Origin of the sequence: Rhizobium sp. BK049 (genome assembly GCF_014193135.1) — a bacterium.
In the GTDB taxonomy this organism is placed as follows: domain Bacteria; phylum Pseudomonadota; class Alphaproteobacteria; order Rhizobiales; family Rhizobiaceae; genus Rhizobium.
Genome location: NZ_JACHYV010000022.1, coordinates 54,117 through 78,791 on the forward strand (window position 1 = coordinate 54,117; position 24,675 = coordinate 78,791).

At 61.9% G+C, this 24,675-nt stretch carries 24 protein-coding genes; 8 read left to right on the plus strand and 16 right to left on the minus strand.

Annotated features, from left to right (window positions below; all coding sequences use genetic code 11):
* Nucleotide 1 precedes the first annotated feature (1 nt).
* The 3 genes from FHT70_RS21460 to FHT70_RS21470 form a co-directional block, all read right to left on the minus strand.
* Nucleotides 2-511 (minus strand): RNA polymerase sigma factor, encoded by a 510-nt coding sequence (locus tag FHT70_RS21460; RefSeq protein WP_183704705.1) that lies wholly within the window; start codon nt 509-511, stop codon nt 2-4.
* A 185-nt stretch (nt 512-696) separates the two neighbouring features.
* Nucleotides 697-1,257: a hypothetical protein gene (locus tag FHT70_RS21465; protein ID WP_085778938.1), complete on the minus strand. Its 561-nt coding sequence runs from the start codon at nt 1,255-1,257 to the stop codon at nt 697-699.
* Nucleotides 1,258-1,415: 158 nt separating this feature from the next.
* Nucleotides 1,416-2,324, minus strand: coding sequence for a metallophosphoesterase (locus FHT70_RS21470; protein ID WP_183704780.1), 909 nt, complete (start codon nt 2,322-2,324; stop codon nt 1,416-1,418).
* A gap of 70 nt (nt 2,325-2,394) precedes the next feature.
* Between FHT70_RS21470 and FHT70_RS21475 the strand changes: the two genes are divergently transcribed.
* Complete coding sequence (locus FHT70_RS21475) at nt 2,395-2,874, plus strand: NUDIX domain-containing protein (protein ID WP_183704707.1); 480 nt, start codon at nt 2,395-2,397, stop codon at nt 2,872-2,874.
* Nucleotides 2,875-2,957: 83 nt separating this feature from the next.
* Here FHT70_RS21475 and FHT70_RS21480 read toward each other — a convergent pair whose 3' ends face one another.
* Nucleotides 2,958-3,971 (minus strand): glutathione S-transferase family protein, encoded by a 1,014-nt coding sequence (locus FHT70_RS21480; protein ID WP_183704708.1) that lies wholly within the window; start codon nt 3,969-3,971, stop codon nt 2,958-2,960.
* Nucleotides 3,972-4,248: 277 nt separating this feature from the next.
* Between FHT70_RS21480 and FHT70_RS21485 the strand changes: the two genes are divergently transcribed.
* Complete coding sequence (locus FHT70_RS21485; protein WP_246721910.1) at nt 4,249-4,749, plus strand: N-acetyltransferase; 501 nt, start codon at nt 4,249-4,251, stop codon at nt 4,747-4,749.
* Here FHT70_RS21485 and FHT70_RS21490 read toward each other — a convergent pair whose 3' ends face one another.
* The 5 genes from FHT70_RS21490 to FHT70_RS21510 are packed head-to-tail and all read right to left on the minus strand — an operon-like array spanning nt 4,750 to nt 11,999.
* The gene (locus tag FHT70_RS21490) at nt 4,750-5,166 is read right to left on the minus strand and encodes a GNAT family N-acetyltransferase (RefSeq protein WP_183704712.1); all 417 of its coding nucleotides are present in this window, start codon (nt 5,164-5,166) and stop codon (nt 4,750-4,752) included.
* Nucleotides 5,167-5,170: 4 nt separating this feature from the next.
* Nucleotides 5,171-7,243, minus strand: coding sequence for a hypothetical protein (locus FHT70_RS21495; RefSeq protein WP_183704714.1), 2,073 nt, complete (start codon nt 7,241-7,243; stop codon nt 5,171-5,173).
* Nucleotide 7,244: 1 nt separating this feature from the next.
* Entirely contained in the window at nt 7,245-10,058 is a 2,814-nt protein-coding gene (locus tag FHT70_RS21500; RefSeq protein WP_183704716.1) for a DUF4159 domain-containing protein, read from the minus strand.
* The gene (locus tag FHT70_RS21505; RefSeq protein ID WP_183704718.1) at nt 10,055-10,975 is read right to left on the minus strand and encodes a DUF58 domain-containing protein; all 921 of its coding nucleotides are present in this window, start codon (nt 10,973-10,975) and stop codon (nt 10,055-10,057) included. Before FHT70_RS21505 ends, FHT70_RS21500 begins: the two co-directional genes overlap by 4 nt.
* Before the next feature lie 13 nt (nt 10,976-10,988).
* Nucleotides 10,989-11,999, minus strand: a complete 1,011-nt coding sequence (locus FHT70_RS21510) for a MoxR family ATPase (RefSeq protein WP_183704720.1) — start codon at nt 11,997-11,999, stop codon at nt 10,989-10,991.
* A 158-nt stretch (nt 12,000-12,157) separates the two neighbouring features.
* On the opposite strand from FHT70_RS21510, the gene FHT70_RS21515 reads away from it, so the two are divergent.
* From FHT70_RS21515 to FHT70_RS21525, 3 genes are read left to right on the plus strand one after another with little or no spacing between them, the layout of a single operon-like run.
* Nucleotides 12,158-12,781 (plus strand): DUF1285 domain-containing protein, encoded by a 624-nt coding sequence (locus FHT70_RS21515; protein ID WP_183704722.1) that lies wholly within the window; start codon nt 12,158-12,160, stop codon nt 12,779-12,781.
* Complete coding sequence (locus FHT70_RS21520; RefSeq protein WP_183704724.1) at nt 12,778-13,428, plus strand: CoA pyrophosphatase; 651 nt, start codon at nt 12,778-12,780, stop codon at nt 13,426-13,428. The genes FHT70_RS21515 and FHT70_RS21520 overlap by 4 nt, the downstream gene beginning before the upstream one ends.
* The gene (locus FHT70_RS21525; protein WP_183704726.1) at nt 13,425-14,678 is read left to right on the plus strand and encodes a CCA tRNA nucleotidyltransferase; all 1,254 of its coding nucleotides are present in this window, start codon (nt 13,425-13,427) and stop codon (nt 14,676-14,678) included. Before FHT70_RS21520 ends, FHT70_RS21525 begins: the two co-directional genes overlap by 4 nt.
* A 71-nt stretch (nt 14,679-14,749) precedes the next feature.
* On the opposite strand, the gene FHT70_RS21530 is transcribed toward FHT70_RS21525, so the two are convergent.
* The 3 genes from FHT70_RS21530 to hemF all read right to left on the minus strand — a co-directional run bounded on the left by FHT70_RS21530 (nt 14,750) and on the right by hemF (nt 16,326).
* Nucleotides 14,750-14,935 (minus strand): DUF1059 domain-containing protein, encoded by a 186-nt coding sequence (locus FHT70_RS21530; RefSeq protein WP_064806262.1) that lies wholly within the window; start codon nt 14,933-14,935, stop codon nt 14,750-14,752.
* Nucleotides 14,936-15,048: 113 nt separating this feature from the next.
* Nucleotides 15,049-15,312: a hypothetical protein gene (locus tag FHT70_RS21535; protein ID WP_085778925.1), complete on the minus strand. Its 264-nt coding sequence runs from the start codon at nt 15,310-15,312 to the stop codon at nt 15,049-15,051.
* Between the two features lie 102 nt (nt 15,313-15,414).
* Nucleotides 15,415-16,326 carry an oxygen-dependent coproporphyrinogen oxidase gene (gene hemF / locus FHT70_RS21540; protein WP_183704728.1) on the minus strand — a complete coding sequence of 304 codons (912 nt, stop codon included), beginning with the start codon at nt 16,324-16,326 and terminating at the stop codon, nt 15,415-15,417.
* 177 nt (nt 16,327-16,503) lie between these two features.
* On the opposite strand from hemF, the gene FHT70_RS21545 reads away from it, so the two are divergent.
* Nucleotides 16,504-16,764, plus strand: coding sequence for a hypothetical protein (locus tag FHT70_RS21545; RefSeq protein ID WP_183704730.1), 261 nt, complete (start codon nt 16,504-16,506; stop codon nt 16,762-16,764).
* 3 nt (nt 16,765-16,767) lie between these two features.
* Here FHT70_RS21545 and FHT70_RS21550 read toward each other — a convergent pair whose 3' ends face one another.
* Entirely contained in the window at nt 16,768-18,414 is a 1,647-nt protein-coding gene (locus tag FHT70_RS21550) for a Na/Pi cotransporter family protein (RefSeq protein WP_183704732.1), read from the minus strand.
* A gap of 199 nt (nt 18,415-18,613) precedes the next feature.
* A complete protein-coding gene (locus FHT70_RS21555) occupies nt 18,614-19,075 on the minus strand; it encodes a tRNA (cytidine(34)-2'-O)-methyltransferase (protein ID WP_085778921.1) in 462 nt (153 codons plus the stop codon).
* A 383-nt stretch (nt 19,076-19,458) separates the two neighbouring features.
* On the opposite strand from FHT70_RS21555, the gene FHT70_RS21560 reads away from it, so the two are divergent.
* The gene (locus tag FHT70_RS21560) at nt 19,459-21,315 is read left to right on the plus strand and encodes an ABC transporter ATP-binding protein (protein WP_097597124.1); all 1,857 of its coding nucleotides are present in this window, start codon (nt 19,459-19,461) and stop codon (nt 21,313-21,315) included.
* A gap of 101 nt (nt 21,316-21,416) precedes the next feature.
* Here FHT70_RS21560 and FHT70_RS21565 read toward each other — a convergent pair whose 3' ends face one another.
* A complete protein-coding gene (locus FHT70_RS21565) occupies nt 21,417-21,647 on the minus strand; it encodes a CopG family transcriptional regulator (RefSeq protein WP_085778920.1) in 231 nt (76 codons plus the stop codon).
* Between the two features lie 161 nt (nt 21,648-21,808).
* On the opposite strand from FHT70_RS21565, the gene FHT70_RS21570 reads away from it, so the two are divergent.
* Nucleotides 21,809-23,722, plus strand: a complete 1,914-nt coding sequence (locus FHT70_RS21570) for an ABC transporter ATP-binding protein (RefSeq protein ID WP_183704734.1) — start codon at nt 21,809-21,811, stop codon at nt 23,720-23,722.
* On the opposite strand, the gene FHT70_RS21575 is transcribed toward FHT70_RS21570, so the two are convergent.
* Nucleotides 23,678-24,610, minus strand: coding sequence for an endonuclease/exonuclease/phosphatase family protein (locus FHT70_RS21575; protein ID WP_183704736.1), 933 nt, complete (start codon nt 24,608-24,610; stop codon nt 23,678-23,680). The two genes, FHT70_RS21570 and FHT70_RS21575, sit on opposite strands and share 45 nt — an antisense overlap.
* Between the last annotated feature and the right edge of the window lie 65 nt (nt 24,611-24,675).

Below are 24,675 nucleotides of genomic sequence, written 5' to 3' on the forward strand. Positions count from 1 at the left end.
TTCAGTACCTGTGGATGGGGTGGGTGCCGGCAAGCCCGGCGAAATGCAGCCTTGCGGTGGCAAGCTGGGAGACGACGCTTGCCGTCGAAATGCCCATGATCTCGGCCGCCTGCTGATAGCTGTGGCCTTCGACATCGACGAGCAGGAAGATCGAGGAAACACCGTCCGGCATTTCGGCGATCATGCGATGGATGGCGTCGGGATCGACCGGGGCCGAGCGTTCACGGGCAGCCTCTCTGATGTCGGTGACGTTGCCGCGTGCCGACGCCTTCGGCTTCCGCTTGCGGCTGTCCTCCGTCCACTGCTGGCGGGCAAGCGTATATACCCAGCTTTCCAGTCGGCCCTCGCCACTCCACTGATGCCCCTTGGCAATGGCACGCAGACAAACGGCTTGGACAAGTTCATCGGCCACGCCAGCCTCGCCCGCGAGCGTGATCGCGAAGCGGCGAAGGTGGGGCAGAAGGCCGACGAGATCACGCCGGAGGTCGATGGTCGTTGCGGGCTGACGCATTGTCTATCCAAGAAGCATTCACAATGGTTTCGCGGACGAAAGGTTCGGCATCGGACGCGAAACCGGCTTTGTCGGCACCGGAGATGCAGGCTCTTTATGAAGCAAATCCACTGCACTTCGCAAGCATCCGGTCATCTTATCCCCTTTCCCAAGGGGTTTTCCTAATCTAGCCCGCAAAGCTTGCGTCAATATGTCCTGTAACCGTTCAAGCTTTGCAGCAGAGCGCGGTAGGCCCAGGTGTCTTCGCCGCCGCGGTCGCGAATTTCGACGAGCTGGACGCGAGCCCCCTGGATGTCTCCTTGTTCCACCAGCGCCATACCCATGTAGGAGCGGGCGAGAATATAATTCTCATCCGCCTGCAATGCCTTGCGGTAATAGGACATGCCGAGCTCCATGCGACCGGCTTTGCGGTTCGCATAGCCGAGATAATTCAGAATGCGCGGGTCGTTCTGATTACGGGCAAGATTGAGCACGGTGATGGCGTTCTCATACTGGCCGGCATAGGCAAACTCGCGGGCGAACTTATAGAGATCGTCGTCGTTGAAGCTGTTCTTCTTCGGGGTGACGCATTCCTTCTTCTGCTTATCCCAGACCTTGCCGCCGGTGCAGGTCTTGGTCGTCTGGGTCTTCGGCGGCGGATTGGTGTCGTCGTTGCTGTCGCCGACCGCGAAGGCGGCGCTCGCCATGCCGAGTACAAAGCCGGCGGCAAGTGTTGTTCTGCACAGGCGATGGAAGGGGGAAGTCATTGGCGGCTCCGTTCTGAGGCGATGCAGTCGGTCGGATTGTACGCTTACCGGTAAAAATACCAAGAGGGTAGGCAGCCTCCATGACAAATGTTGCGACTGTGGCGAAGCGCTTTCCGAGATTGATTCAAGTGCCGCATAAAAAGAGTCGGAAGTCAGCGCTAAGGGGCGAAAATATCGACGCTTTCCGACATCATCGCATCGCCTGTCCTGTTCAGGCTGAAGCGCTCGCCGGTGAGTTCCCAGGCGCCCGGAGAGCCGTCGATGGAGAAGAGGTTGTAGGCGGCTGGCGGCTTAATGCTGCCCGGTCCCTGCGAGGCCGACGCGATGCCGACGACCGGCACCGGCTGCACCTGGCCGCGCAGCCAGTGGAGCGTGTTCAGATGCGTGTGGCCGTGCAACACGAGCTCGGCGCCGCCGGTCGAAATCACGGCCGCGAAGCGACGGATGCCGATCATGCGTTTGTGAAAGGCGGTGGCGCCGCGGATCGGCGGATGATGGATCATGACGACGCGGAAGAGACCGGCTTCGCCGGCCGCGCGCAGCATGTTCACCGTATCGCGGGCCTGGCGAGCGCTGAAAAAGCCGGAGGCGGCGAAAGGGGGCGTGGCGACTGCCGTGGAGCAGCCGACGATCGCAACTTTGTCGCGGACACGTAGATAGGGAAAGATGCGGCGGTCTTCCTGCCATTGCGGCGAGGCGAGGTCGCCGCGGACATAATCGTACCAGGCGCGCATCGATTTCTCATAGGCACCCGGCACATAGGCGTCGTGATTGCCTGGAACGACCGAGGTGTCGGCGGGATCGCCGAGCGCGCGCAGCCAGGCGGCGGCGGCGCGGATCTCGATGCCGCTCGCCAGGTTGACGAGGTCGCCTGTGACGGCCAAATGATCGGCCTGATGGGCGCGGATGTCATCGAGCAGCAGATCCAGCGTGCTGGCGAAAAGGTGCTTGCGTCGATTTCGATGCCAGTTCACAAAGCCGGTTATGCGTTTTGAAAACAGCTCTTGAACGGAAAGACGGGGCAGCGGTCCGAGGTGGACGTCGGAAATATGCGCGAGCTTGAACATGCTACGAGACATAGACCAGCTTATTGACAAATCAAACACATGCGGCGCGATGAAGAGCCGAAACGGGACGATGGTGGATAAAGAGAAGCGGCCTCCTCACATCAGGCTGGCCTTGCGCCTCCTGCATGTCTATTTCTCCTTCGCCCGCGGCATGACGATGGGCGTCAGGGCCGCCTGTTTCGATAAGGACGGGCGGATTTTCCTCGTGCGCCACAGCTATGTCGGTGGTTGGCATATGCCCGGCGGCGGGCTGGAGCGCAACGAGACGGCCGAAGAAGCGCTGGTCAAGGAACTGCGCGAGGAGGGCAACCTCAGAATCATCGGAAAACCGCAGCTGGTCCAAGTCTATTTCAACACCACGACCACCCGGCGCGACCACGTCGTATTCTATCGCGTAACCGTCGAGCAGACGGCGCCGCGGCCGCCGGATTGGGAGATTTCCGACAGCGGGTTCTTTTCGCTCGACAGCCTGCCCGAGGGCACGACCGAGGCGACGCATCGCCGCCTCGCCGAGCTTCGGGGCGAGCAGGAGCCTGACCATCGCTGGTGAGAAGCTTCAGGCTGCATTCAGCCCGCTGCATAATTTCTTAAATCGGAATCGATTTAAGAGTAAATTATGAGCAATTTAAAGTTCTACAGCGTCGTCCTTTGCGCGTCTAAAAGGACGCGCGGCGCTGTAGCGCGGTCATGCGGGCTGTCGAGATCGAGCGCCGGGCCGGCGGGGACGATGCCGGTCGGGTTGATCGTCTTGTGACTGCGGTAGTAGTGCTGCTTGATGTGCTGCAGGTTTACCGTCTCGGCAACGCCCGCCGTTTGATAGAGATCCCTGAGATAGCCGGGCAGATTGCGATAATCGGCGATGCGGCGGATGTTGCACTTGAAGTGGCCGACATAGACCGGATCGAAACGCACCAGCGTGGTGAAGAGGCGCCAATCGGCCTCGGTCAATCTGTCGCCGAAAAGGTAACGGCCCCTGCCCAGGCGTTCGTCGAGAATGTCGAGTGTTTCGAACAATTTGACGACATTTTCCTCGTAAGCTTCTTGAGTTGTGGCAAAGCCCGCCTTGTAGACGCCGTTATTGACAGTGTCGTAGACGGTGGCGTTCAGCGCGTCGATCTCGGCACGCAGATCCTCCGGGTAGAAATCGGTCTTCGAGCCCGTCAGCCCGTCGAAGGCGCTGTTGAACATGCGGATGATCTCGGCCGACTCGTTGTTGACGATCGTGCCGGTCTGCGTGTCCCAGAGGACGGGAACCGTGACACGGCCGGAATAATGCGGATCGGCCTTGGCATAGATTTGCCAGAGGGTGGCCGCGCCGTAGAGGCGATCGCCAGTAGCTCCGCCGCCCACTTTGAATTCCCAACCGTTTTCGGCCATTAGTGGGTCGACGACAGAAACCGAGACCAGGTCCTCCAGTTTCTTCAGCTTGCGGAAGATCAGGGTGCGATGCGCCCAGGGGCAGGCGAGAGAGACATAAAGATGATACCGCCCGGCCTCGGCCCTGAAGCCGCCGCTTCCGGAAGGTCCAGCCTCGCCGTCTGCCGTCACCCAGTTGCGAAATTGCGAGGGCTGACGTTTGAAGTGGCCCTTGCTTTCCTTCGTGTCGTACCAGACGTCATGCCAGACGCCGTCCACAAGCATTCCCATGATTCATTCCCTGGTTGCCATGTTGAAATTGACGTTAGCTGAGATAGTGGGGCTTTGCAGGGGGTAAAGATTGAACAGTGCGTCACGCCCCCCACGCTAGCAGGATCGGATGTGCATTTTGCGTTGGACGGCGGAAATTTTTCCTGCTATCGCCCTTTTCACGATTTGAGGAACACCTGCCTGATGTTCATTTCCAGAAACCTGCGACGACGCTGATGCTCCGAACGCCAAGGGCGTGTTCGAGACCCATCAATCTGTCCAACCGGTTTCTGTCATCATGTACAAGCACGATCTCGTCTACCTCACCGAAGACGCGTCCCACGACGCCGCCATCGAACACATCAATGAAGAAGCCTTCGGTCCGGGCCGCTTCGCGCGGGCTGCCGCGCGTATCCGCGAGCAGGGGCCGCATGACCTGTCGCTCTCCTTCATCTGTGCTGACGACGGCGAGACGATCGCCTCCGTGCGCATGACGCCGGTGCTGGCCGGCACGGTGAAGGGGCATCTTCTTGGCCCGCTTGCCGTTCGACCCTCGCACAAAAATATAGGTATCGGCCGGGAACTGGTGCGGATCGCGGTGGAAGCTGCGCGGCGCAAAGGTTCGGAAGCCGTCATCCTCGTCGGCGATCCGCCCTATTACGGTCCGCTTGGCTTCGAGAAGGTGGCCTATAACGCGCTTGCCTTTCCAGGCCCCGTCGATCCGGGCCGGGTGCTGGTCGTTCCGATGGCCGAGGGCGTGCACGAGCGGCTGAAAGGTGTGATCGCCTGGCGCGGATGATCAGAGCTTTTTCCGGAGGAAGCTGCGGGTGCGACCTTCCGGGAAATTTTCAAGCTCACCGAAGACTTCATAACCCTGGCGCAGATAGGCGCGGAGAGCCTGCGGGTTGAAGGTATCGATCCAGGCGCCACGGCATCCTCGCGCCTTGGCCTCGTCTTCCGCTTTTGCGAGAATCTTGCCGGCTATGCCCGTTCCGCGTAGCGTATCGGGGATATAAAGCAACTGGATGAAGAGCCAGCCCCAGGCGGTAAAGCCCGACAGGCCGCCGGTCACCTTGCCGTCGGTATCGCGGATGAGGACGGCGAGCGGCTGGCGGTCCGAAGGGCCGACATCGCTGTTATTGAAGGCCGAGAGCGCATCGGTGATTGCCGCGAGTTCCACAGCCGAAGGCGATGCCGTGAGCTCGAACTCCGGCATGCGACTATCGCCCTTCGCGCCACCACATGGCGCCGAAAGCGAGCAGCAGGATGCCGACGCCGGCGAAACCGGCAAAGAGCGGCAGCGTGTTGATTCCCTTCAGGACCGTTTCGTTGGTCATGCGGATCATCATTCGCTCGTTATCGGAGACGCGGACCTGGCCGCGCACCGGCAGGATCGGCGGAACGCTGATTGCGCCCTTTTCGCTTGCGACGCGGGTCACGAGACCTTTGCTCCTGTCGACGACAGGCTTCAGCACATCGGTCGTCGAGATCATCGCCTTGAATTCCGGCGCATCGACAGCGCCGATGTGCACAAGCGTCGATAACTTGCCGTTACGGATTTCGAAGAGGCCGACCTCGTTCATGCGTTTCTCGGCCTTGTAAAGCCCGGGTTCTGTCTGGGTGAGCGGCAAGGTTTCGGTCTTGCCCGAGGGATAACGCACGGTGGCGTTACCAGGATTGTCGCCGATTGTCTGGCGGGTGACTTCAAGGGTTCGGCCGGACGCGCGCGCCGTCAACGCTTCTTCCTCGAGCGCTGGTTCCTTCATCAGCCAATGAGCGATGCGGCGATACAGCGAGACATTTGGACCGCCGCCTTCGAAGCCGCGCGCCCAGAGCCAGCCCTGATCGGAAAGCAGCATGGCGACGCGGCCCTGGCCGGCGCGGTTCAGCACCAGCAGCGGATGGTTGTCGGCGCCAACCATGATCGTTTCGCCCTGCGGCCGTTCGACATCGACGCTGCGGAACCAGCGGCCCCAATGCGGCGGGTCCTCGCCGGAGCCGTCCAAGCCGCGCGTGACCGGATGCTTACGCCCTTCCTCGGAGAGTCGAGGATAGAAGGCCTTCTCGATCATCCGGCCCGTCGGCTCTGCCGGCAGCACGGAGGCGAGCGGCGTCATCGCGATCGACTCTGGGCTCGCATGTTCCGGGCCGGCGGCAATCAGCAGCGCGCCGCCGTTCTCCACGTATTGGGCGATGTTGTCATAGTAAAGCATCGGCAGCACGTTGGCGCGATCCTGATAGCGATCGAAGATGATCAGGTCGAAATCCTTGATCTTGTCGATGAAGAGTTCACGCGTCGGGAAGGCGATCAGCGACAGCTCGTTGATCGGCGTGCCGTCCTGCTTTTCCGGCGGACGCAGGATGGTGAAGTGAACGAGATCGACCGAGGCGTCGGATTTCAGGAGGTTGCGCCATGCGCGCTCGCCGGCATGCGGCTCGCCGGAGACCAGCAGAACGCGCAGATTCTGGCGGATGCCATCGATGACATGAACGGCACGGTTGTTGGCGACGGTGACTTCGCCGGGCAGCTCGGCGACGGAAAATTCGAGCACATTGCTGCCGCCACCCGGAACCTTGAAGGAGAAGGGCGTATCCTGACCGGGCGTTGCCTGCAAGGTAGCGATCTCGTCGCCGTTCAGCTTCACCGTGACGTCGGCCGTGCCGCCGGGGCTCGGACCATCGTCAAAGACGCGCAGGACGACCTGCTGCTCCTCGTTGACGATGCCGAAGCGCGGTCCCTTGATGACTTCGATGCGACGGTCGAATTCCTTGGGCTTGCCGGTGACGAGACCATGGATCGGCGCATCGAAGCCAAGCGCCTGATTGGCGGCCGGGACATCATGGACTTCGCCGTCTGTCAGTATGATGGCGCCGCCGATGCGGGCGGAAGGGACGTCAGCGATGTTGGCTGCCAGCGCCTCGAACAGGCGGGTGGACGGAACGTCGGAATTGATGTCGCCTTCGACATCGATGAAGCGGGGTTCTATCTGGGGGAAGCGGGCAAGCTGCGCTTTCAATGCCGTAAGCGCGTCATCGGTCATCTTCGTGCGCTCGGGCGTCTGCTGGCTCTGGCTCCGGTCGACGATGACGGGGACGATCGTCGACAGCTGATCCCGATCCTCCTGCAGCAGTACGGGATTGGCAAGGGCGGTCATCAGGGCGAGGGCGGCCAGTGTCCTGATCCAGGCGCCGCGAATGCCGCGCCAGATCGCAAAGGCGGCGATGAGAGCACTGGCGGCGGCCAGTGCCGCCAGAATCGGCCAGGGCAGGAAGGGTGAAAAATCGAAGGTCATCTCATTGCCCTAACCGTTCGAGGAGGTCGGGAACGTGGACCTGGTCGGTCTTGTAGTTGCCGGTCAGCATGTACATCATGATGTTGACGCCGGCCCGGTAGGCATATTCACGTTGCCCTTCATCCGAGGGCACAGTCGGCAGCATCGGCGTGCCGTTTTCGTCGACTGCCCAGGCGCCGGCGAAATCATTGCCGGTGATCAGGATCGGCGAAACCCCGTCGGCCGTCGCCGCCGATTTTTCGGTCGCTTCGCGGCCACCTTGCCGGGCCTCGATCCAAAGCGGGCTGCCGGCATAGCGGCCGGGAAAGCTCGACAGGAGATAGAAGGATTTGGTCAGCACGTGATCTGAGGGTACCGGTTCGAGCGGCGGGATATCGAGATTGGCGAGGATTTCCTGCAGCCGCTGACCGTTGGCGCCGACATTGCCGCCATTGTCCAAGGCGCTTATCTGGTCGCGCGTATCGAAGAGCACGGTGCCGCCGTTGCGCATATAGGCGTCGATGCGGCTGATGGCGGCCGATGACGGCATCGGCGCCGTTGCCGAAACCGGCCAATAGATGATCGGATAGAATGTGAGCTCGTCCTTGGTGAGGTCGAGCCCGACGGGCGGCGCCGGCTCCAGCGTCGTGCGGAAGGTCAGGAACTGGGTCAAGCCCTCAAGGCCGCGCTCGGATATATTGTCGACTTCCTGCTCGCCGGTGACGACATAGGCGAGATGCGTGTTGTCAAGCCGCTCCAGAATGAGGTCGTCGCCGGGCCGAGAGTCGTTGGCGTGAACTGTGCCGGGCTGCACCAGGAAGCCGGCGCCGACCGCGACTGCGATCACGCCCAGGGTGCGGGCGGCCGGGCGCAATCGCGAAAAAGCGCCGTTCATGAAGAGAACGACCAGCCCGTCGGCGAGCAGCAGCAGAAAGGCGACCAGGAAAAGAGCCGGCTTTGCCGACCAGCTTTCGCCGCCGATCAAGCCTTCGCGCACGGCATTGGTTCCAGCGGTATCGAGCGGCTTCAGTTCGGCGTTCTCGGGCAGCACGTTCAATGAGGTGAAACCATCTTCCGAACCGTAGAGGCCAGGCGGATTGTCGAAATCCGCCGTCGGTTCGGCTCCGGCCCTGGGGATCAGAGGTCGCGCCGAGCCAGTCTCGGAGACGAGCACACCCTTGGCCGTCAGCATGCGGTAGGGCGGAAGGGTCTCGGAGACACGCGCGCTGCTGCGCGCCTCAGACGTCACACCGCCTGAGCGCGATATCTGCAGGAGGTGACGCAGCATGTCGACGAAAGTGCCCGAGATCGGCAGATCGGACCAGGTCGCTTCCGCAGTGACGTGGAAGAGGACGATCTGGCCGGATGCCAGCTGCTTCATCGTCACCAGCGGCGTGCCGTCGGCGAGGCTTGCCCAGGTGCGTTCGGCAAGGTCGGGTGTCGGCTCGGCAAGCACCTGCCGTTTGACGACCACATCGGCGGGACGCGGTATGCCCGCGAAAGGCCCGATGCTCGGAAATTCGGCCAGCGACTGCGGTTCGCTCCAGGACAAGGTGCCGCCCAGCGCCCGTTCTCCCTGGCGCAGGATGACGGGAATGAGCGGATCGTCGGCAGGTGCCGCCGCCATGCGCGGGCCGGCGAAACGCAGGAGCATGCCACCGTTCGATATCCAGCGTGTCAGAGGTTCGTAGGTCTCCTCCGGCAGGCGGCCGATATCGGCCATGATTATGATCGAAGGATTGCTGGCGAGAAGCTTCGGTATGGCGACGGCCAAATCGGAGTCGGTGGGCTGGATGATATCCGCATAGGGCTGCAGCGCCCGCTGGATGTAGTAGAGCGGCGAGAGCAGCGGCTGGAATTCATCGGCTCCGGTACCGGACAGCAGGACGACCCGGCGGCGCTTGAACGCATCGTCGAGAAGGTGGACCGCGCCTGCCGTGGCGCCGTTGTCGACGCTGATGCGGGCGAAATCGTTGCGCATCTCGAAGGGAGCGGTGATCGAACTCGTGGCGACGCTCTGGCCGGGACGGAAATCCACCCTGCCGTTGGCAATTGAGCGGCCCTGGGCATCGACGGCGTTCAGCGCCACGGATGCGGGGCGCGAACTGTCGAGCCGCGTGACTTTGACGGTCATGGCATCGGCCGCATTGCTGGCCGCGGTGACGGCAACCGTCTTCGTGGCATCGCCCTCGATCAGGCGCAGATCAGCGGGCTGGAGCTCGGCGAGCCTGCGCACCGTCGGATCATCGGCTTTGGCGGCGGCACCGTCGGTCAGGAAGGCGAGGGTGCCGGGCTTGACGCCGTTGAGCGCCGCGCGCAGCGCCTGGAAGGCGCGCTCGCGATCGGGGACCAGCGGCCGCGGCTCGGCAGCCCGCAGCTTGTCGCGGGCACTCGCTGCCGTGCCGGGCACCGCATCATTGGTCGGGTCGGCGGTGAAGGCGATCGCTACCGGCGTGCCGGCGGATTCGGCATCGTCCACCAGCGCGTCGGCGGTCTGGACGCGCCGCTCCCAATCGGGCGATGCCGCCCAGCTGTTGTCGACGAAGAGGACGAGCGGGCCGCCCGAGGCCAGAGAATTGGTGCGCGGGTTGAAGACCGGATCAGCAATCGCAAGGATAATGATGGCGGCGAGCAGCATGCGCAGCAGCGTCAGCCACCAGGGGCTTTGCGCCGGCGTTTCCTCGCGTTTCAGCACCGACGCAAGGATTTTCAGCGGTGGAAAGACTTCCGTTTTCGGACGTGGTGGTGTCAGCCGCAACAGCCACCAGATGACCGGCAGGGCGATCAGGGCGCCGAGAATGGCGGGATAGGCGAAAGCGAAGGGAAGGGCGTTCATAGCAGCCCTCCATGCGTTGCCTTGGCCGGCATGCCGGACAGGTACATGTGGACCGCAACCAGCGCCTCCGAGGCAAGATGATCGGTGCGGTGGGTCGTAAAGGTCCAGCCGAGATGCCGCAGCGACTGACCGAGGCTCTCCCTGCGGGCGAGGTAGGCGTTGCGATAGGTCTCGCGGATGTGTTCGGCGCGGCCGGAGATGAGCTTGGCGCCGGTCTCCGGGTCGATGAATTCTGTGCGGCCGCTATACGGAAAGATCTCTTCAGCGGGATCTGCTATCTCGACCACATGGCCGTGCAGGCCGCGGCGGGCAAGCGGGCCGAGCCGCTCCATGATATCAGGAGCGTCGTCGAGGAAATCGCCGATGAGCACGAGGTCGCTCCAACCGCGGATCATTCCTGTTTCCGGCAGTCCGCCGGTCAGCGGCGCGTGCATGAGCGCGGCTGCGAGGCGTTCGGCGGCATTGCGGGTGGAGGCGGGTTCCATGATGCCGGGGCAGCCGATGCGTTCACCGGAGCGGGCGAGGATTTCGGCAAGCGCCAGCATGACAACAAGCGCTCGGCTTTCCTTGGAGACGCTGCCGTAGCTCGACTTGTACATCATCGAGGGCGACATGTCGCACCAGAGCCAGATGGTGTGCGCTGCCTCCCATTCGCGCTCGCGCACATAGGTATGATCATCGCGGGCGGAGCGGCGCCAATCGATGCGCGACAGGCTTTCACCTTCGGCATAGGGACGAAACTGCCAGAAATTCTCGCCGATGCCGCGCTTGCGGCGGCCGTGCCAGCCGGCAATCACCGTATTAGCAATGCGCTTGGCTTCCACCAGGCAGTCCGGCATCAGGGCGGCCCGCTGCCTGGCGCGGGAAAGGGCATCGCTGCCTGACGTCGGGTTAACGGTCTGTCCGATAGATGCCACGCGTCCGGCTTCCTTATCCCTTTGCCTGCCTGACCAGTCCGGCGATGACGTCGCGCACCGACATGCCTTCGGCGCGGGCGGCGAAGGTCAGCGCCATGCGGTGCTGGAGAATGGGTTCGGCAAGCGCGAAGATATCATCGAGGGACGGGGCGAGGCGGCCCTCGTAGAGCGCGCGGGCGCGCGCGCAGAGCATCATCGCCTGGCCGGCGCGCGGGCCTGGACCCCAGGCGACGTTCTTGTCGGTCGAGGCATTCCCCTGGCCGGGGCGGGCGGATCGCACCAGCGAAAGGATGGCGTCGACGACCGTCTCGCTCACCGGCATCTGACGCACCAGTGTCTGGATTTCGATCAGCCGCTGCGCATCGATGATGGCTTCCGGCCGGGTTTCGCCCAGGCCTGTGGTCTCGAGCAGGATCTGTCGCTCGGCGGCGAGCTCGGGATAGTTGACATCGACCTGCAGCAGGAAGCGGTCGAGCTGGGCCTCGGGGAGGGGATAGGTGCCTTCCTGCTCCAGCGGATTCTGGGTGGCGAGCACGTGGAAGGGAGCCGGCAGATCATAGCGCTGGCCGGCGATGGTGATGTGATATTCCTGCATCGCCTGCAGAAGCGCCGACTGGGTGCGCGGCGAGGCGCGGTTGATTTCGTCGGCCATCAGGAGCTGGGCGAAGACCGGGCCTTTGATGAAACGGAAGGAGCGGCGGCCGCTGTCGTCCTGATCCATCACCTCGGAGCCGAGAATATCCGAAGGCATCAGGTCGGGTGTGAACTGGATGCGGTTGGCAGCAAGGCCCAGCACCTCGCCGAGCGTCGTCACCAGCCTGGTCTTGGCAAGGCCGGGAACGCCGACGAGCAGGGCATGGCCGCCTGACAGCACAGCGAGGACGGTGTTCTCGACGACGCTCTCCTGACCGAAGATCACTTTCGAGACTTCCCCGCGGATGGCGGCGATATCGGAGAGCGCCCTTTCAGCGGCGGCGACGATCGCCTTTTCATCGAGGCTGGCTTCGGTCTTCATCATACCCATGGGCATCTCCAACGGCTGAAATCATTCGGCAGCGAATCGGCGGACTTATACATCTGCCTCATACTCGATAGAGTTATGGAGATGCGACGGGCTGACAAGTTCGTTACGAATGACTATCTCGTGACTTCACTTCGTTAAGGACAAACCGGGACGGAAGAATGGCAGCCGAAGAAATCAGCGGACAGGCGGATGCGGCGGGGCTTGCCGCGCTGATCTCGCGCGCCTCTGCCGAAAACAGCGGTAAAAAACGCGGGTTAGCACCGGTCGAGCGGTGGAATCCGCCTTTCTGCGGTGATATCGACATGGAGATCAGGGCCGACGGCACCTGGTTCTACATGGGTACGCCGATCGGCCGGCCGGCGCTGGTGCGGCTGTTTTCGACGGTCCTGCGCAAAGAGGAGGACGAAAAGACTTACCTCGTAACTCCTGTGGAAAAGGTCGGGATCAGGGTCATCGACGCGCCGTTCATCGCTGTGGAGATGAGCGTGACTGTGCGCGAGGGCCGCCAGGTGCTCACATTCCGCACCAATGTCGGTGATGTCATCGAGGCGGGAAGAGAGCATCGGCTGCGCTTTTCCATTGCGGGCGAGAATGCCGAACTGAAACCCTACCTGCATGTGCGCGGGCGGCTGGAGGCGCTGGTGTCACGCGCGGTGATGTATGAACTGGTCGCGCTCGGCGAGACGGTCGAAGTGGAAGGGCAGACGATGTTTGCAATCTGCTCCGCCGGCGAAGTCTTCCCCGTCATGCCGGCCGATGAATTGGATGCGCTTAGCCGATGAACGATGCGATCACCCAACGTTATCCGCTGTTTTCAGCAGCCGAATTCCGCCGCCGTGCGCTCAATCAGAATGGCGGGCCGGTGGACCATGCCTGGCGCGATCATGGCGACCATGTTCTCAATCCGGATATCGTGGAGGAGGTGGCGACCTTCAAGCTGCGCGACGCCGCCGTGCTCGTGCCTGTCATCGACGACGGCGAGGAAGCGCGTGTGATCTTCACCAAGCGCACGGTGACGCTGCGCAAACATTCCGGCCAGATCGCCTTTCCCGGCGGCTCGATCGATCCGGCCGATATCTCGCCCGAAATGGCGGCAATCCGCGAGACGGAGGAGGAGATCGGCTTGGCCGGTTCTTTCGTCGAAACGGTCGGTAGGTTGCCGAATTATCTCGCCTCGACCGGTTTCCGCATTACTCCCGTGCTCGGCGTCGTCGAGCGGGGTTTCGCGCTGAGGCTCAACCCGGCCGAGGTGGACGACGTGTTCGAGGTTCCGCTTTCCTTCCTGATGAACCCGGCCAATCACCGCCGCGATAGGCGCGTGATCGACGGCATCGACCGGCATTTCTACCGCATGCCCTTTGAAACGCGGATGATTTGGGGCATCACCGCCGGCATCGTCCGTACACTCTATGAAAGGCTTTATGCATGACCGGCGTTGCCGACCAGGCATGGTTCCGCGATCCGGCTCTCGCCCGGGTCCTTGCGCTTCTCAATGCTGATAAGGGGGAAGGTCGAGTGGTCGGCGGTGCGGTGCGCAACAGCCTGATGGGCCTGCCGGTCAGCGATATCGACATCGCCACGACGCTGACGCCTGAGATCGTCATGGAGCGGGCGGCGGCGGCCGGCATCAAGGCGGTGCCGACAGGACTGCAGCACGGCACGGTGACGCTCGTCGTCGATGGCAAGCCTTTCGAGGTGACGACGCTGCGTACCGATGTGGAGACCGACGGGCGCCACGCCAAAGTTGCCTTCAGCACCGACTGGAAGGCCGATGCCGAACGCCGGGACCTGACAATCAACGCGCTCTATGTAGATGCCGAGGGCGAAGTGGTCGATCTCGTTGGCGGACTGGCCGATATCGAAACGCGCAACATCCGCTTTATCGGCGATGCGGCAAGGCGTATTGCCGAGGATCATCTGCGCATTCTGCGCTTCTTCCGCTTTTTTGCCTATTACGGCTCCGGGCGGCCCGATGCGGAGGGTCTGAAGGCCTGTGCGGCGGCGCGTTCGAAACTGAAGACGCTGTCGGCCGAACGCGTCTGGTCGGAGCTTAGAAAACTGCTCGGTGCTGCCGATCCCGGCCGGGCACTTCTCTGGATGCGGCAGGTGGCGGTGTTGACGGAAATTCTGCCGGAATCGGAACGCTGGGGGATCGATGCCATCCCTTCGCTTGTCGCCACCGAGAAGGCGCTCGGCTGGGCGCCTGATCCGCTGCTGCGCCTGATGGCGATCGTACCGCCCGATGCGGCGCGGCTGGAGGCGCTTGCGGCCCGGCTGAAACTCTCCAATGCGGAAGCGGCCACTCTCAAGGCCTGGGCGATGGCGGCGCCGGTCAACGATGAAATCTCGCCGGCTGCTTTCGAAAGGCTGCTTTACCGTAACGGCCTCGACGGCATCGTGACCCGGTTGAAGCTTGCCCTTGCTGTTGCGCGTGGCAAGGCTGAGGGCGATCTAGCCGAGATGGCGCGTTCAGCGCGGCTCGGCAAGCTCATGGATCAGGCCGCGAACTGGAAGAAGCCGCAGTTTCCTCTGAATGGCGGCGACGTGCTCGCGGCGGGCGTCGCCTCCGGCCCTCGCGTCGGCGAACTGCTTGCGGTGCTGGAAAACCAGTGGGTGGAAGAAAATTTTGCGTCCGACCGAACGGCCCTGCTCGCCCGGCTGAAGGAAAGCGCGCAATAGCCGACATCGCGCCGCATCGGATGGATGCGGCGCAGCTTCAATGGTTGTTGCCAGGACTCGCTCACCGGCCGTCAGGCGGCGGTGGCTTCGTCACGGATGCGTGCCTTGATGTTATCAACCATGTTTTCGCGTATGATCGTTTCGCCGTGAGCAGTCTTCAAGTGCTCAACGGCGCGGCGAACCACTTCTGCGTCATTATCCGCCCGGGTGTGCCAGGCGCAGCCGGGAACGAGCGTGCCGCATTCGAACAGTCGCATGGTTTTCTCCTCTGTCTGGAACGCAACGGCCATCGCGCTTTCACGCGATTGATGAAATGTACGTGCGAAGAGAAGGTTCCGGCCGGCAGGAGGTGGCGACCGGACAAGGTGGTTCAGTCGGGCATCGCCCAGGCTTTGTAGGTCTCCGAGAGATGGCCGGGCGTGTTGCTGTTGGCTGCGTCCTTCTGCAGATCCTCCGGCGACTTTCCGCCGGCCAGTTGCAACTTGACCTGCTCGATGAAGCAGCACAGCGGCAGATCGGAGCCACTCTTGGCCCGCAGTTTCTCGGCAATGCGGACAAGGAACTCGGGTGTGTCGATGGCACGGAATGTTTCCTGGGCATCCGTGGACGCAGGCGAGCCGCTTTCTGTCGTCATGACAATCCTCCTCCGATTGTTACGCACGTACATATAAAGTTAGGACTCACTGAATTTTTATGAAGGTCCCTCAGCTCGAATAATCGATGAGATTTTACAGTCTCACGGCCATCGCACGACAGGCGGCAGCGACGAGAGAATGGATTCGACATTGCCGCCGGTCTTCAGGCCGAAGATGGTGCCGCGATCATACAGCAGATTGAATTCGACGTAACGGCCTCGGCGGATCAACTGTTCGTCACGATCGGCTTCCGTCCATAGCTTGTTGAAGTTGGAGCGAACGATTTTCGGATAGACCATGGCGAAAGCCCTGCCGACATCCCGCGTGAAGGCGAAATCGGCGTCCCAGCCGCCGGCTGCCTCGCTCGAATGCAGCCAGTCATAGAAGATGCCGCCGATGCCGCGGGGCTCATTGCGGTGCTTGAGGAAGAAGTAGTCGTCGCACCAAGCCTTGTAGGCGCCGTAATCGGCGACGGCGTGATTGCGGCAGGCGATCTCCATGGCCTTATGGAAGAGCTGGCTGTCCTCGTCCTCCTGGGTGCGGCGGCGCGACAGCACCGGCGTCAGGTCGGCCCCTCCGCCGAACCAGCGGCTTGTCGTGACCACCATGCGGGTGTTCATATGGACAGCCGGAACGTTGGGGTTGACGGGATGGGCGATCAGAGAGATGCCCGAGGCCCAGAAACGCGGATCGTCCTTGGCGCCCGGAATCTGGGCCCGGAACTCCGGAGAGAATTCGCCATGGACAGTTGATGTATGGACACCGACCTTTTCAAAGACGCGGCCTTCCATCATCGACATGCGGCCACCGCCGCCGGCGCCGTTTTCACGCGACCAGTCTTTGGCGACGAAGCGGCCTGGTTCCTGATCGGATAGGGGGCCTTGCAATTCGTCTTCGAGAGCTTCGAAGGAGGCGCAGATCGTATCGCGCAGCGCTTCAAACCACCTGCGCGCGGTCTCCTTCCTTTCCTCGATATCGTCAGGCAAGCCAATCGGCAGTTCGGGTCTTTCCATGTCACGCCTCCGCGGTCGGCATCCTGTGTGGGCACGACTCGCTCAATTCCTCGTTGCCTCCCATCTAGCAGGCGGCGGCGCCCGCCGCCAAGCCGACGCGGGTTCCGGTCGCCGCATTCAAGATTCGACTCGCAAATCAACTATTTCGATACTACCTTTTCCGGAGAGGTAGGTTTGATGGCAAAAATTCCAGGACCTCCGTCCTTCGACGGCCTGAAACGCAGAATGGCGAGACACCGGGCGGAAAATCCCTCCCGTAAGAAAGACCATTTCGTGCGGGAGACATATTGCCTCGGCCTGATTGATGCTCGCGCCAAGGCGCGTGAATGGTTCGACGAATATCCGAAAGCCGCCTATTGGACGGAAGTGGAAAGCTGGCGCCAGCTTGACGGTGACCGGATCGAATTCACCATGCGCCGCCTGCCTTCGGCGGACTGACCGTCACTCCGCGACGGCGCGCACTCGGCTTTCGATCAGAAGGCCGCTTTCATCCAGGATCGGATGCGCCACCGAGACGATGTGGGCGTTGATCCTCTTCAGGTCGCGCAGCATATCGAGATGCAGCGAGCTTGTCTGCAGACTGTCGGCGCGTCCGTCGCGCAGGCGTTCCAGATGGTGTTCGGCCGACTGTTTCTCCATGCGCCGGACCTCCACCTTTGTCTCCATCATCTGACGCGCAAGATTGAAATCGCGAGTGACGAAGATCGTCTGGGCGACACGAAGATTGTCGATCGTCAGGTCGAACAGCTTGCGTAGTTCCTGATGACCATCGTCGGAAAATCTGAGCCCGAGGGAGATCTTCTTCCTCACCTGTTCCAGCAGGCCCTTTTCGATGATGTCGCCCATGTGTTCGAGGTTGATGGCATAGTCAATGACGACGATCGAGCGGCGGGCATTTTCGTCGCTGAGCCCCTCGCGGCCGAGCTTCGACAGATAGACCTTCACCGCCTGCTGCAGCTTGTCGACGCGCTCTTCGAGGGTCGCGATTTCGGAAAGCTTGGAAGAGTCATTGCCTTCGAAGGCTTCGGAGACCCGGATCAGCATGCGCTCGATGAGGTCGCCGATGCCGAGCACTTCGCGGGTGGCGCTGGTTAAAGCAATGACGGGCGTCGAAAGCTCATGCGCGTCCAGATATTTCGGCGCGGTGTCCGGCTCGGCCTGGTCCGGGACCAGCCGGGTCATCAGGGTGGCGAGCGGTCGGGAGAAGGGCCAGGCGAGTGCGGCGAGCAGAAGATTGAAGAGCAGATGCGCGTCGACGGGCAGTTTGGACGGGCCGAAGGGCAACATCTGAATGAGCTCCGCACCGTAGCCCGCAAGCGGCAAGGCGATGACGCAGCCGAGCGTGCGGACGGCGAGATTGCCGAGAGTGACGCGCCGCGCGGAGGCCGGGCCGGACAGCGTCGCGACGACAGGGGGTATTGCGCCGCCTAGATTGGCGCCGAGCACGAGCACGATGACCAGCTCGGCTGAGATCAGTCCGGCCGAGGCGAGCGACAGGATGAGCACCACCACCGCCAGGCTGGACGATGAGACGAAGGCGAGCGCTGCCGAGAAAAGGAGAGCCACGGGCAAAGCGCCATCGAGCAGGCTGATGAAAGCGGCGAGAGCGGGGGAGGCGCGCATCGGCTCCGTCGCAAGGCTCAGGAGATGCAGCGACAACAACATCAGGCCGATGCCGATCAGCGCTGCGCCGCCGCCTTGCCGGGTGCTGGAACGACCGCGGTAAAGCACGATGCCGCAGAGGATCAGGAGTGGAGAGAGCCATTCGATGCCAGTCGCGACGATCCATGCGGTGATCGCGGTGCCGACATTGGCGCCGAGCAAGACGATCTGGGCCATGCGCGGCTTGATCAGGTCACGTTCGACGAAGGAGGCGGTCATCAGCGCCGTTGCCGTCGAGCTCTGCAGCGCCACAGTCGCCACCAGCCCCGACAGGAATGAGCGAAGGCCGCCCCGCGTGCCAGTCGCCAGCCCGGTTCTCAGCCGGGCGCCGAAGGCCCTGGATACGCCGTCCTTAACCTGCGCGAGGCCGAACAACAGCAGCGCCACGGCTCCGAACAGGTTGATCATGATGATCGTAGAATCCATCTTCTTGTTTTAGTCTGCTTTCATCGGTTTGGAGGGGTATTGGCCTGAGGACTCATCTTCTCAAGCTATTGAAATTGTGCCAATCCTCCGATATTTTTGATTGCCCGGCTAATAGATATACTCCGGTTTTAAGGATTCACAATGTTCGATTTCCGACACTTCAGCAATATACAGACGATCTTTTCCAAGCCGGGGCTGATCAGGTCCAGCCGGTCTGCCGCATCGCCTCGCCGACGATCATGGCTGCCGAAATTGCGACATTGATCGAGCGCTGACCCTCGACCATCGGGATGAGGATACGGGCGTCAGCTCTTTCGTGCACGTGATCCGGCACACCGGCGCTTTCGCGGCCGAAAAGCAGCACATCGTCCGGCCGGAAGGCGAAGTCGGTATAGTGATCGGCAGCCTTGGTGGAGGCGAGGATCAGGCGCCGGTCGGTCGTGGCGCGCCAGGCCTCGAAGCGGTCCCAGTTGACGTGGCGGGTCAGCGCGGCGGCGGCGACATAATCCATGCCCGATCGTTTCAGGTTACGATGGGAGACGTCGAAGCCGGCGGGCTCGATCAGATCCACGGTGAAGCCGAGGCAGGCGGCAAGGCGCAGGATCGTGCCTGTATTGCCGGGAATGTCCGGCTGGTAGAGTGCGAGTCTGAGATTCGTCATTCAGGCGGCGCCCGTTCGTTTCGACGCGGGAGGCCTAATACAACTGTGATTTCAGCGCAACAGGGCGCAGTTTGGCCCAGAAACGTTCTATTCGCGCCAGTTAGGGCTGGAAATTTCGCAGTTTTCGCGTTATGCATGCACATCTTCGAACGCCAGCAGGGAGGGCCTCATGAATATTTTGCTCATTATGCGCTTTCCCGCCGTGATGCCGACCAAGGCGACATGGCGCCGCTAGAGCGGGCTTCCTTCTAAAACTTCCCTTTTGATCGATCGTGCGGCTGTTTCAGCCTCGCCCCTTGAACGTCCGGTTCCCATATGTGCTTGCATAGCGCCGGGATGGCGCGAAGCCGGGAGCCGGAATGCTGATGTTTCGGAGCAATTTCATGTTTGGCTGGTTCGAACAGCGACTCAATCCCTTTCCGAGCGAGGAGCCCGTCGCGCCCCCGAAAGGTCTCTTTGCCTTCTGCTGGCATTACAGCAAACCGGCAGCGCCGTGGCTCGGCCTGATGGCCCTACTGACGGCGTCGATTGCCGTTGGCGAAGTGGCGCTCTTCCAGTTCCTCGGCGATATCGTCGACTGGCTGACCAATGCCGACCGCGCCACCTTCCTGCAGACGGAAGGCCACAAGCTGTTCTGGATGGCGGCGCTGGTGCTGGTCGGCTTGCCGCTGGCGGCCGGGCTCGATTCCCTCATCATGCACCAGATGCTGCTCGGCAACTATCCGATGATGGCGCGCTGGCAGATGCACCGCTTCCTGCTGCGCCACAGCATGACATTCTTCGCCAATGAGTTTGCCGGGCGCGTCGCGACCAAGGTGATGCAGACCTCCCTTGCCGTGCGCGAAACTGTCATGAAGATCCTCGACGTCTTCGTCTATGTCGTCAGCTATTTCCTGACGATGATCATCGTGATTGCCGCTGCCGACTGGCGGCTGATGATCCCGATCCTCATCTGGCTCGCCATCTATATCAGCATCGTGTCGTACTTCGTGCCGCGGCTTCGCAAGATCGCGGCCCAGCAGGCGGATGCGCGTTCGATGATGACGGGCCGCGTAGTCGACAGCTATACGAACATCGCCACCGTCAAGCTGTTCTCGCATGCGGGACGTGAGGAGATCTATGCCAAACAGGGCATGGACGAGTTCCTGCAGACCGTGCACAAGCAGATGCGCAAGGTGACGCTGTTCCATATCAGCGTCTACCTGAACAACTGCGTCGCGCTCTTCGTCGTCTCGGGCCTGTCGATCTGGTTTTGGCTGAACGGGGCGATCTCGGTCGGCGCGATCGCTATCGCCATCGGTCTTGCCATGCGCGTCAACGGCATGTCGCAATGGATCATGTGGGAAGTCTCGGCGCTATTCGAGAATATCGGCACCGTCTATGACGGCATGGAGATGATGAGCAAGCAGCACGACATCATCGACAAGCCGAATGCGCCTGACATGACGGCGAAGAAGGGGGCGATCCATTACGATCGCATCCGCTTCCACTATGGCCAGGGCAAGGGTGTCATCGACAATCTGTCGCTCGACATCAAGGCAGGTGAGAAAGTCGGTCTGGTCGGTCGTTCCGGCGCCGGCAAGACGACGCTGATGAACCTGCTCCTACGCTTCTACGATCTGGAAGCCGGCCGCATCACCATCGACGGGCAGGATATATCAGGCGTTTCGCAGGAGAGCCTGCGTTCGCTGATCGGCGTCGTGACACAGGATACGTCGCTGCTGCATCGCTCGATCCGCGACAACATCGCCTACGGCCGGCCGGAGGCGACTGACGCCGAGGTGATCGAAGCCGCCAAGCGGGCCAATGCCTGGGAGTTCATCGAAGGGCTCGTCGACATGCAGGGGCGCCAGGGGCTTGACGCGCAGGTCGGCGAACGCGGCGTCAAGCTCTCCGGCGGCCAGCGCCAGCGCATTGCGATCGCTCGCGTCTTCCTGAAGGATGCGCCGATCCTGGTGCTCGACGAGGCGACCTCGGCGCTCGATTCGGAAGTGGAAGCGGCGATCCAGGAAAACCTCTTCGCCCTGATGGAAGGCAAGACCGTGATCGCGATCGCCCACCGGCTTTCGACGCTGACGGAGATGGACCGGTTGATCGTGCTCGACAAGGGCCGGATCGTCGAGGCCGGTTCGCACGGCGAACTGATCGAAAGCGGCGGCATCTATGCCGACCTCTGGAACCGCCAGTCCGGCGGCTTCCTCTCCGATCACGCCGAGGAGGCGGAAGAGGCCGCGGAATAAAAATCGACCCTCCCGGCGTGAGCGGGGAGGGCATTTTCGTGATTGCGATGATTTGACCTCGCAAGGCGATTGTCGAAGACCGGCTGCGGTCGGGCGTGCTTTCAAAGGCTGTCGGCCCAGTCGATCACGCGGTCCTGTTCGACGACAACGATGGTGTTGGCGGCTGCGATCGTGCGCAGTGCCACGATGCGGCGGCGTTCCTCGCTGTCGAGCCAGGCAGCGATAGCCTCGATGACGATCTCGTCGCGCGGCAGCGCCAGGTCGAGAGCCAGGGCATCCAACCTTTCTGCAAGCGGAAGCGGAATATGCGCATTGAGCATTTTCGTTTCCATGACCTTCTCTCCGGTGAAGCGCGATTCTAGCGTCAGATTGCGACGAGTTCGGGGGCAATCAATGGCGATGCCGCCGATGTTATCGTTTATTACCAAAATATTAGGTTGCGTCCGCTTTCCATTCCCTTTGCCGCTCCCCTTAATCCGCCTATATCGCTTCCATGTTTCTGCGACCCGTCTTCCGCCTGTTCGAAACCTGGATCGATCCGTTCCGTCCGCGCGACGACTTGCAGCCGCCACGCGCGACGATCGGTTTCATCTGGTTCTACATCGGCCAGGCGAAGATGCCGTTCATCGCCATGCTCATTCTCGGCGGCACGTCGGCGGCAATCGAGGCTGCGCTCTTCTGGTTCGTCGGACGCCTCGTCGATATTCTCGCTAGTATTACGCCGGGCGCCGGCTGGAGCGGTCTTATCGCGGCCCATGGCGGCGAGCTGTTCGGCATGCTCGCTCTCATCGGGCTCGTGCGCTTCGTCGTCGCCTTCCTGATTGCCCTCGTCGATCAGCAGGTGATCACGCCGGGCTTCTACAATCTAGCACGTTGGCAATCTTATCTCCACGTCTCAAGGCAATCATTGTCGTTCTTTCAGAGCGATTTCTCCGGGCGTATCGTCACCAAGGTCTGGTCTGCCGGCCAGGCAACCGGCGATCTCGTCACGTCTCTGATGGAAAGCGTCTGGTTTGTCGGAATTTATGCGGTAACGACGCTCGTGCTCGTCGCCGGGCTGGACTTTACACTCGCCGCCGTCGTGCTGTTTTGGCTTGGCGCCTTCAGCCTGCTTGCCCGCCACTTCGTCCCGCGGATCCGCCATCACTCCCGCGAAACGGCGGAGGCCGGGTCGATGCTGAACGGCCGGATGGTCGACTCCTACAGCAATATGCAGACGCTGAAGCTGTTCGCACGCGATGAAGAGAGCGATCGCTACATGCGCCAAGGTTTCGATATCTATCAGGACACGGTGCTGCGCTTCACGCGGTTCATCACTGGCGTGCGGGCCTCCATGGCCCTGCTCTCCGGCCTGATGATCGTGACGATGGCGGGCTTGAGCGTCGATCTCTGGCTGCGCGGCTTGATCACTTCCGGCGCGGTGGCATTTTCGCTGGCGCTGGTGCTCCGGCTGAATTTCCTGCTCGGCAGGCTGATGACGCAGTTCAACGGCATCATGCGCAATCTCGGCACCATCCAGAACTCCGCGGAACTGATTTCACAACCGCTCGGGCTCGTCGATCGGCCCGATGCGAAGAGCCTGGTGATCCGCCATCCCGGCATTTGCTTCGATAATGTCTCCTTTCGCTACGGCAAGGGTCAGCAGCCCGTCGTCGAGAATTTCTCCCTTGCCATCCGCCCGGGCGAGAAGGTCGGGATCGTCGGGCGTTCGGGCGCCGGCAAATCAACACTGATGAACCTGCTGCTGCGTCTCTATGACATCCAGGATGGCCGTATCCTGGTCGATGGTCAGGATATATCGGCGGTGACACAGGAATCGCTCAGGATGCGGATCGGCGTCGTCAGCCAGGATACGTCGCTGCTGCATCGTTCCGTGCGCGACAATATACTCTTCGGACGGCCGGATGCCGGCGAGGAGCGGCTGATTGAGGCGGCCCGGCGCGCCGAAGCCTTCGACTTCATCGCCCGCCTGCAGGATCAGCAGGGCCGTAGAGGTTTCGATGCGCATGTCGGCGAACGCGGCGTCAAACTGTCGGGCGGGCAGCGGCAGCGCATTGCTATTGCACGGGTCATGCTGAAGGACGCGCCGATCCTGGTTCTCGATGAAGCGACGTCGGCGCTCGATTCCGAAGTGGAGGAAGCGATCCAGTCCAACCTCCATCGGATCATGGAGGGCAAGACGGTGCTCGCCATCGCCCATCGGCTGTCGACGATCGCCGCGCTCGACCGGCTGATTGTCGTCGACCTCGGCCGGATCATCGAGGAGGGCAGCCACGACGAGCTGCTTCGCCGCGGCGGGCTGTATGCCGAGCTTTGGGCTCGTCAATCCGGCGGCTTCCTCGCGACCGACGAGGATGCAGGCTCACGGATCGAGGACGAATTCCGCCATGAGGCCAAAATGGTTTGATCCGAAATTGTTCTCGATGCGGCGGACCGATTTCAGCCGCAGGGGCGCTTTGCTGAAGACGTGATCGATCGAAATGCCGAAGGGGCCGGCGGCGATCGGCCATGTCGCAGGCTCCAGCGATGCTGTGCCCAAGCCCTGGCTGCGCATGAGATACTGCACATCCGGCGCCAGAATCGACGTATTGAAATCACCGGCAAGCACGAGCGGTCCCGGCAGCGAAGGGATAATCTCGGCGAGATCTTCGACTTCCAGCCCGTGGAATTCGTCATAATAGGGTTTGGTCAGGTGCGCGGCGAGGAAGTTGATCTTCTGGCCGTCGAAATCGATCGTCGAGATCGTCAGCCGATTGCGCCACAGCAGGCCGAGGCTGCGGATGCGAGGCTCGATCAGCGGGCGCTTCGACAGGACGAGCGTATCGCATTGCTCCATGCCGACGCCGCAGCCGACGTAATAGGGGTAGGTCTTCAGCAGTCGCGGCAATTCGGACAATACCGGTTCGGCCTCGAGGATGTTGACGACATCGGCGCCCGAGCCGATCGCCATGTCGGCAATAGCAGCGCCATTTGCGAAATTGTCGTTCTCTATATTGAAGGACATCAGCTTGAAGAGAGCAGGACGGCTCTCGTCTACCGCAGGCTCGACGAATTCACGCGTCATGACGATGCCGTGGACAACGAGAACCATCGATGCGCCGAGTGTCAGCAACGCGTACCAATGCCGCTTAAAGAGGAGGGCTACCCCGGAGGCCACTGCTGCGGCCGCCGCCAGATGGATCTGGAAGCTGTAAAAGAGAGAAAGCAGATAGAAATCTTTGACATAGCGCAGCGAGATAATGGCGAGGACGAGGGTTGTGAGAACGCTCATTACGCAAAAGATCGTGTCTCTCATCCGCTCGGGTCCGGCTGGCTGGCATCGTTGCGGTTGCGCCTAACACGGTCGCTTTTTTGTTGCAA

Coding starts and splice junctions, on each gene's coding strand:
- FHT70_RS21460 (WP_183704705.1), bottom strand. CDS start 511: ATGCGTCAGCCCGCAACGACCATCGACCTCCGGCGTGATCTCGTCGGC.
- FHT70_RS21465 (WP_085778938.1), bottom strand. CDS start 1,257: ATGACTTCCCCCTTCCATCGCCTGTGCAGAACAACACTTGCCGCCGGC.
- FHT70_RS21470 (WP_183704780.1), bottom strand. CDS start 2,324: ATGTTCAAGCTCGCGCATATTTCCGACGTCCACCTCGGACCGCTGCCC.
- FHT70_RS21475 (WP_183704707.1), top strand. CDS start 2,395: ATGGTGGATAAAGAGAAGCGGCCTCCTCACATCAGGCTGGCCTTGCGC.
- FHT70_RS21480 (WP_183704708.1), bottom strand. CDS start 3,971: ATGGGAATGCTTGTGGACGGCGTCTGGCATGACGTCTGGTACGACACG.
- FHT70_RS21485 (WP_246721910.1), top strand. CDS start 4,249: ATGTACAAGCACGATCTCGTCTACCTCACCGAAGACGCGTCCCACGAC.
- FHT70_RS21490 (WP_183704712.1), bottom strand. CDS start 5,166: ATGCCGGAGTTCGAGCTCACGGCATCGCCTTCGGCTGTGGAACTCGCG.
- FHT70_RS21495 (WP_183704714.1), bottom strand. CDS start 7,243: ATGACCTTCGATTTTTCACCCTTCCTGCCCTGGCCGATTCTGGCGGCA.
- FHT70_RS21500 (WP_183704716.1), bottom strand. CDS start 10,058: ATGAACGCCCTTCCCTTCGCTTTCGCCTATCCCGCCATTCTCGGCGCC.
- FHT70_RS21510 (WP_183704720.1), bottom strand. CDS start 11,999: ATGGGTATGATGAAGACCGAAGCCAGCCTCGATGAAAAGGCGATCGTC.
- FHT70_RS21515 (WP_183704722.1), top strand. CDS start 12,158: ATGGCAGCCGAAGAAATCAGCGGACAGGCGGATGCGGCGGGGCTTGCC.
- FHT70_RS21520 (WP_183704724.1), top strand. CDS start 12,778: ATGAACGATGCGATCACCCAACGTTATCCGCTGTTTTCAGCAGCCGAA.
- FHT70_RS21525 (WP_183704726.1), top strand. CDS start 13,425: ATGACCGGCGTTGCCGACCAGGCATGGTTCCGCGATCCGGCTCTCGCC.
- FHT70_RS21530 (WP_064806262.1), bottom strand. CDS start 14,935: ATGCGACTGTTCGAATGCGGCACGCTCGTTCCCGGCTGCGCCTGGCAC.
- FHT70_RS21535 (WP_085778925.1), bottom strand. CDS start 15,312: ATGACGACAGAAAGCGGCTCGCCTGCGTCCACGGATGCCCAGGAAACA.
- hemF (WP_183704728.1), bottom strand. CDS start 16,326: ATGGAAAGACCCGAACTGCCGATTGGCTTGCCTGACGATATCGAGGAA.
- FHT70_RS21545 (WP_183704730.1), top strand. CDS start 16,504: ATGGCAAAAATTCCAGGACCTCCGTCCTTCGACGGCCTGAAACGCAGA.
- FHT70_RS21550 (WP_183704732.1), bottom strand. CDS start 18,414: ATGGATTCTACGATCATCATGATCAACCTGTTCGGAGCCGTGGCGCTG.
- FHT70_RS21555 (WP_085778921.1), bottom strand. CDS start 19,075: ATGACGAATCTCAGACTCGCACTCTACCAGCCGGACATTCCCGGCAAT.
- FHT70_RS21560 (WP_097597124.1), top strand. CDS start 19,459: ATGTTTGGCTGGTTCGAACAGCGACTCAATCCCTTTCCGAGCGAGGAG.
- FHT70_RS21565 (WP_085778920.1), bottom strand. CDS start 21,647: ATGGAAACGAAAATGCTCAATGCGCATATTCCGCTTCCGCTTGCAGAA.
- FHT70_RS21570 (WP_183704734.1), top strand. CDS start 21,809: ATGTTTCTGCGACCCGTCTTCCGCCTGTTCGAAACCTGGATCGATCCG.
- FHT70_RS21575 (WP_183704736.1), bottom strand. CDS start 24,610: ATGAGAGACACGATCTTTTGCGTAATGAGCGTTCTCACAACCCTCGTC.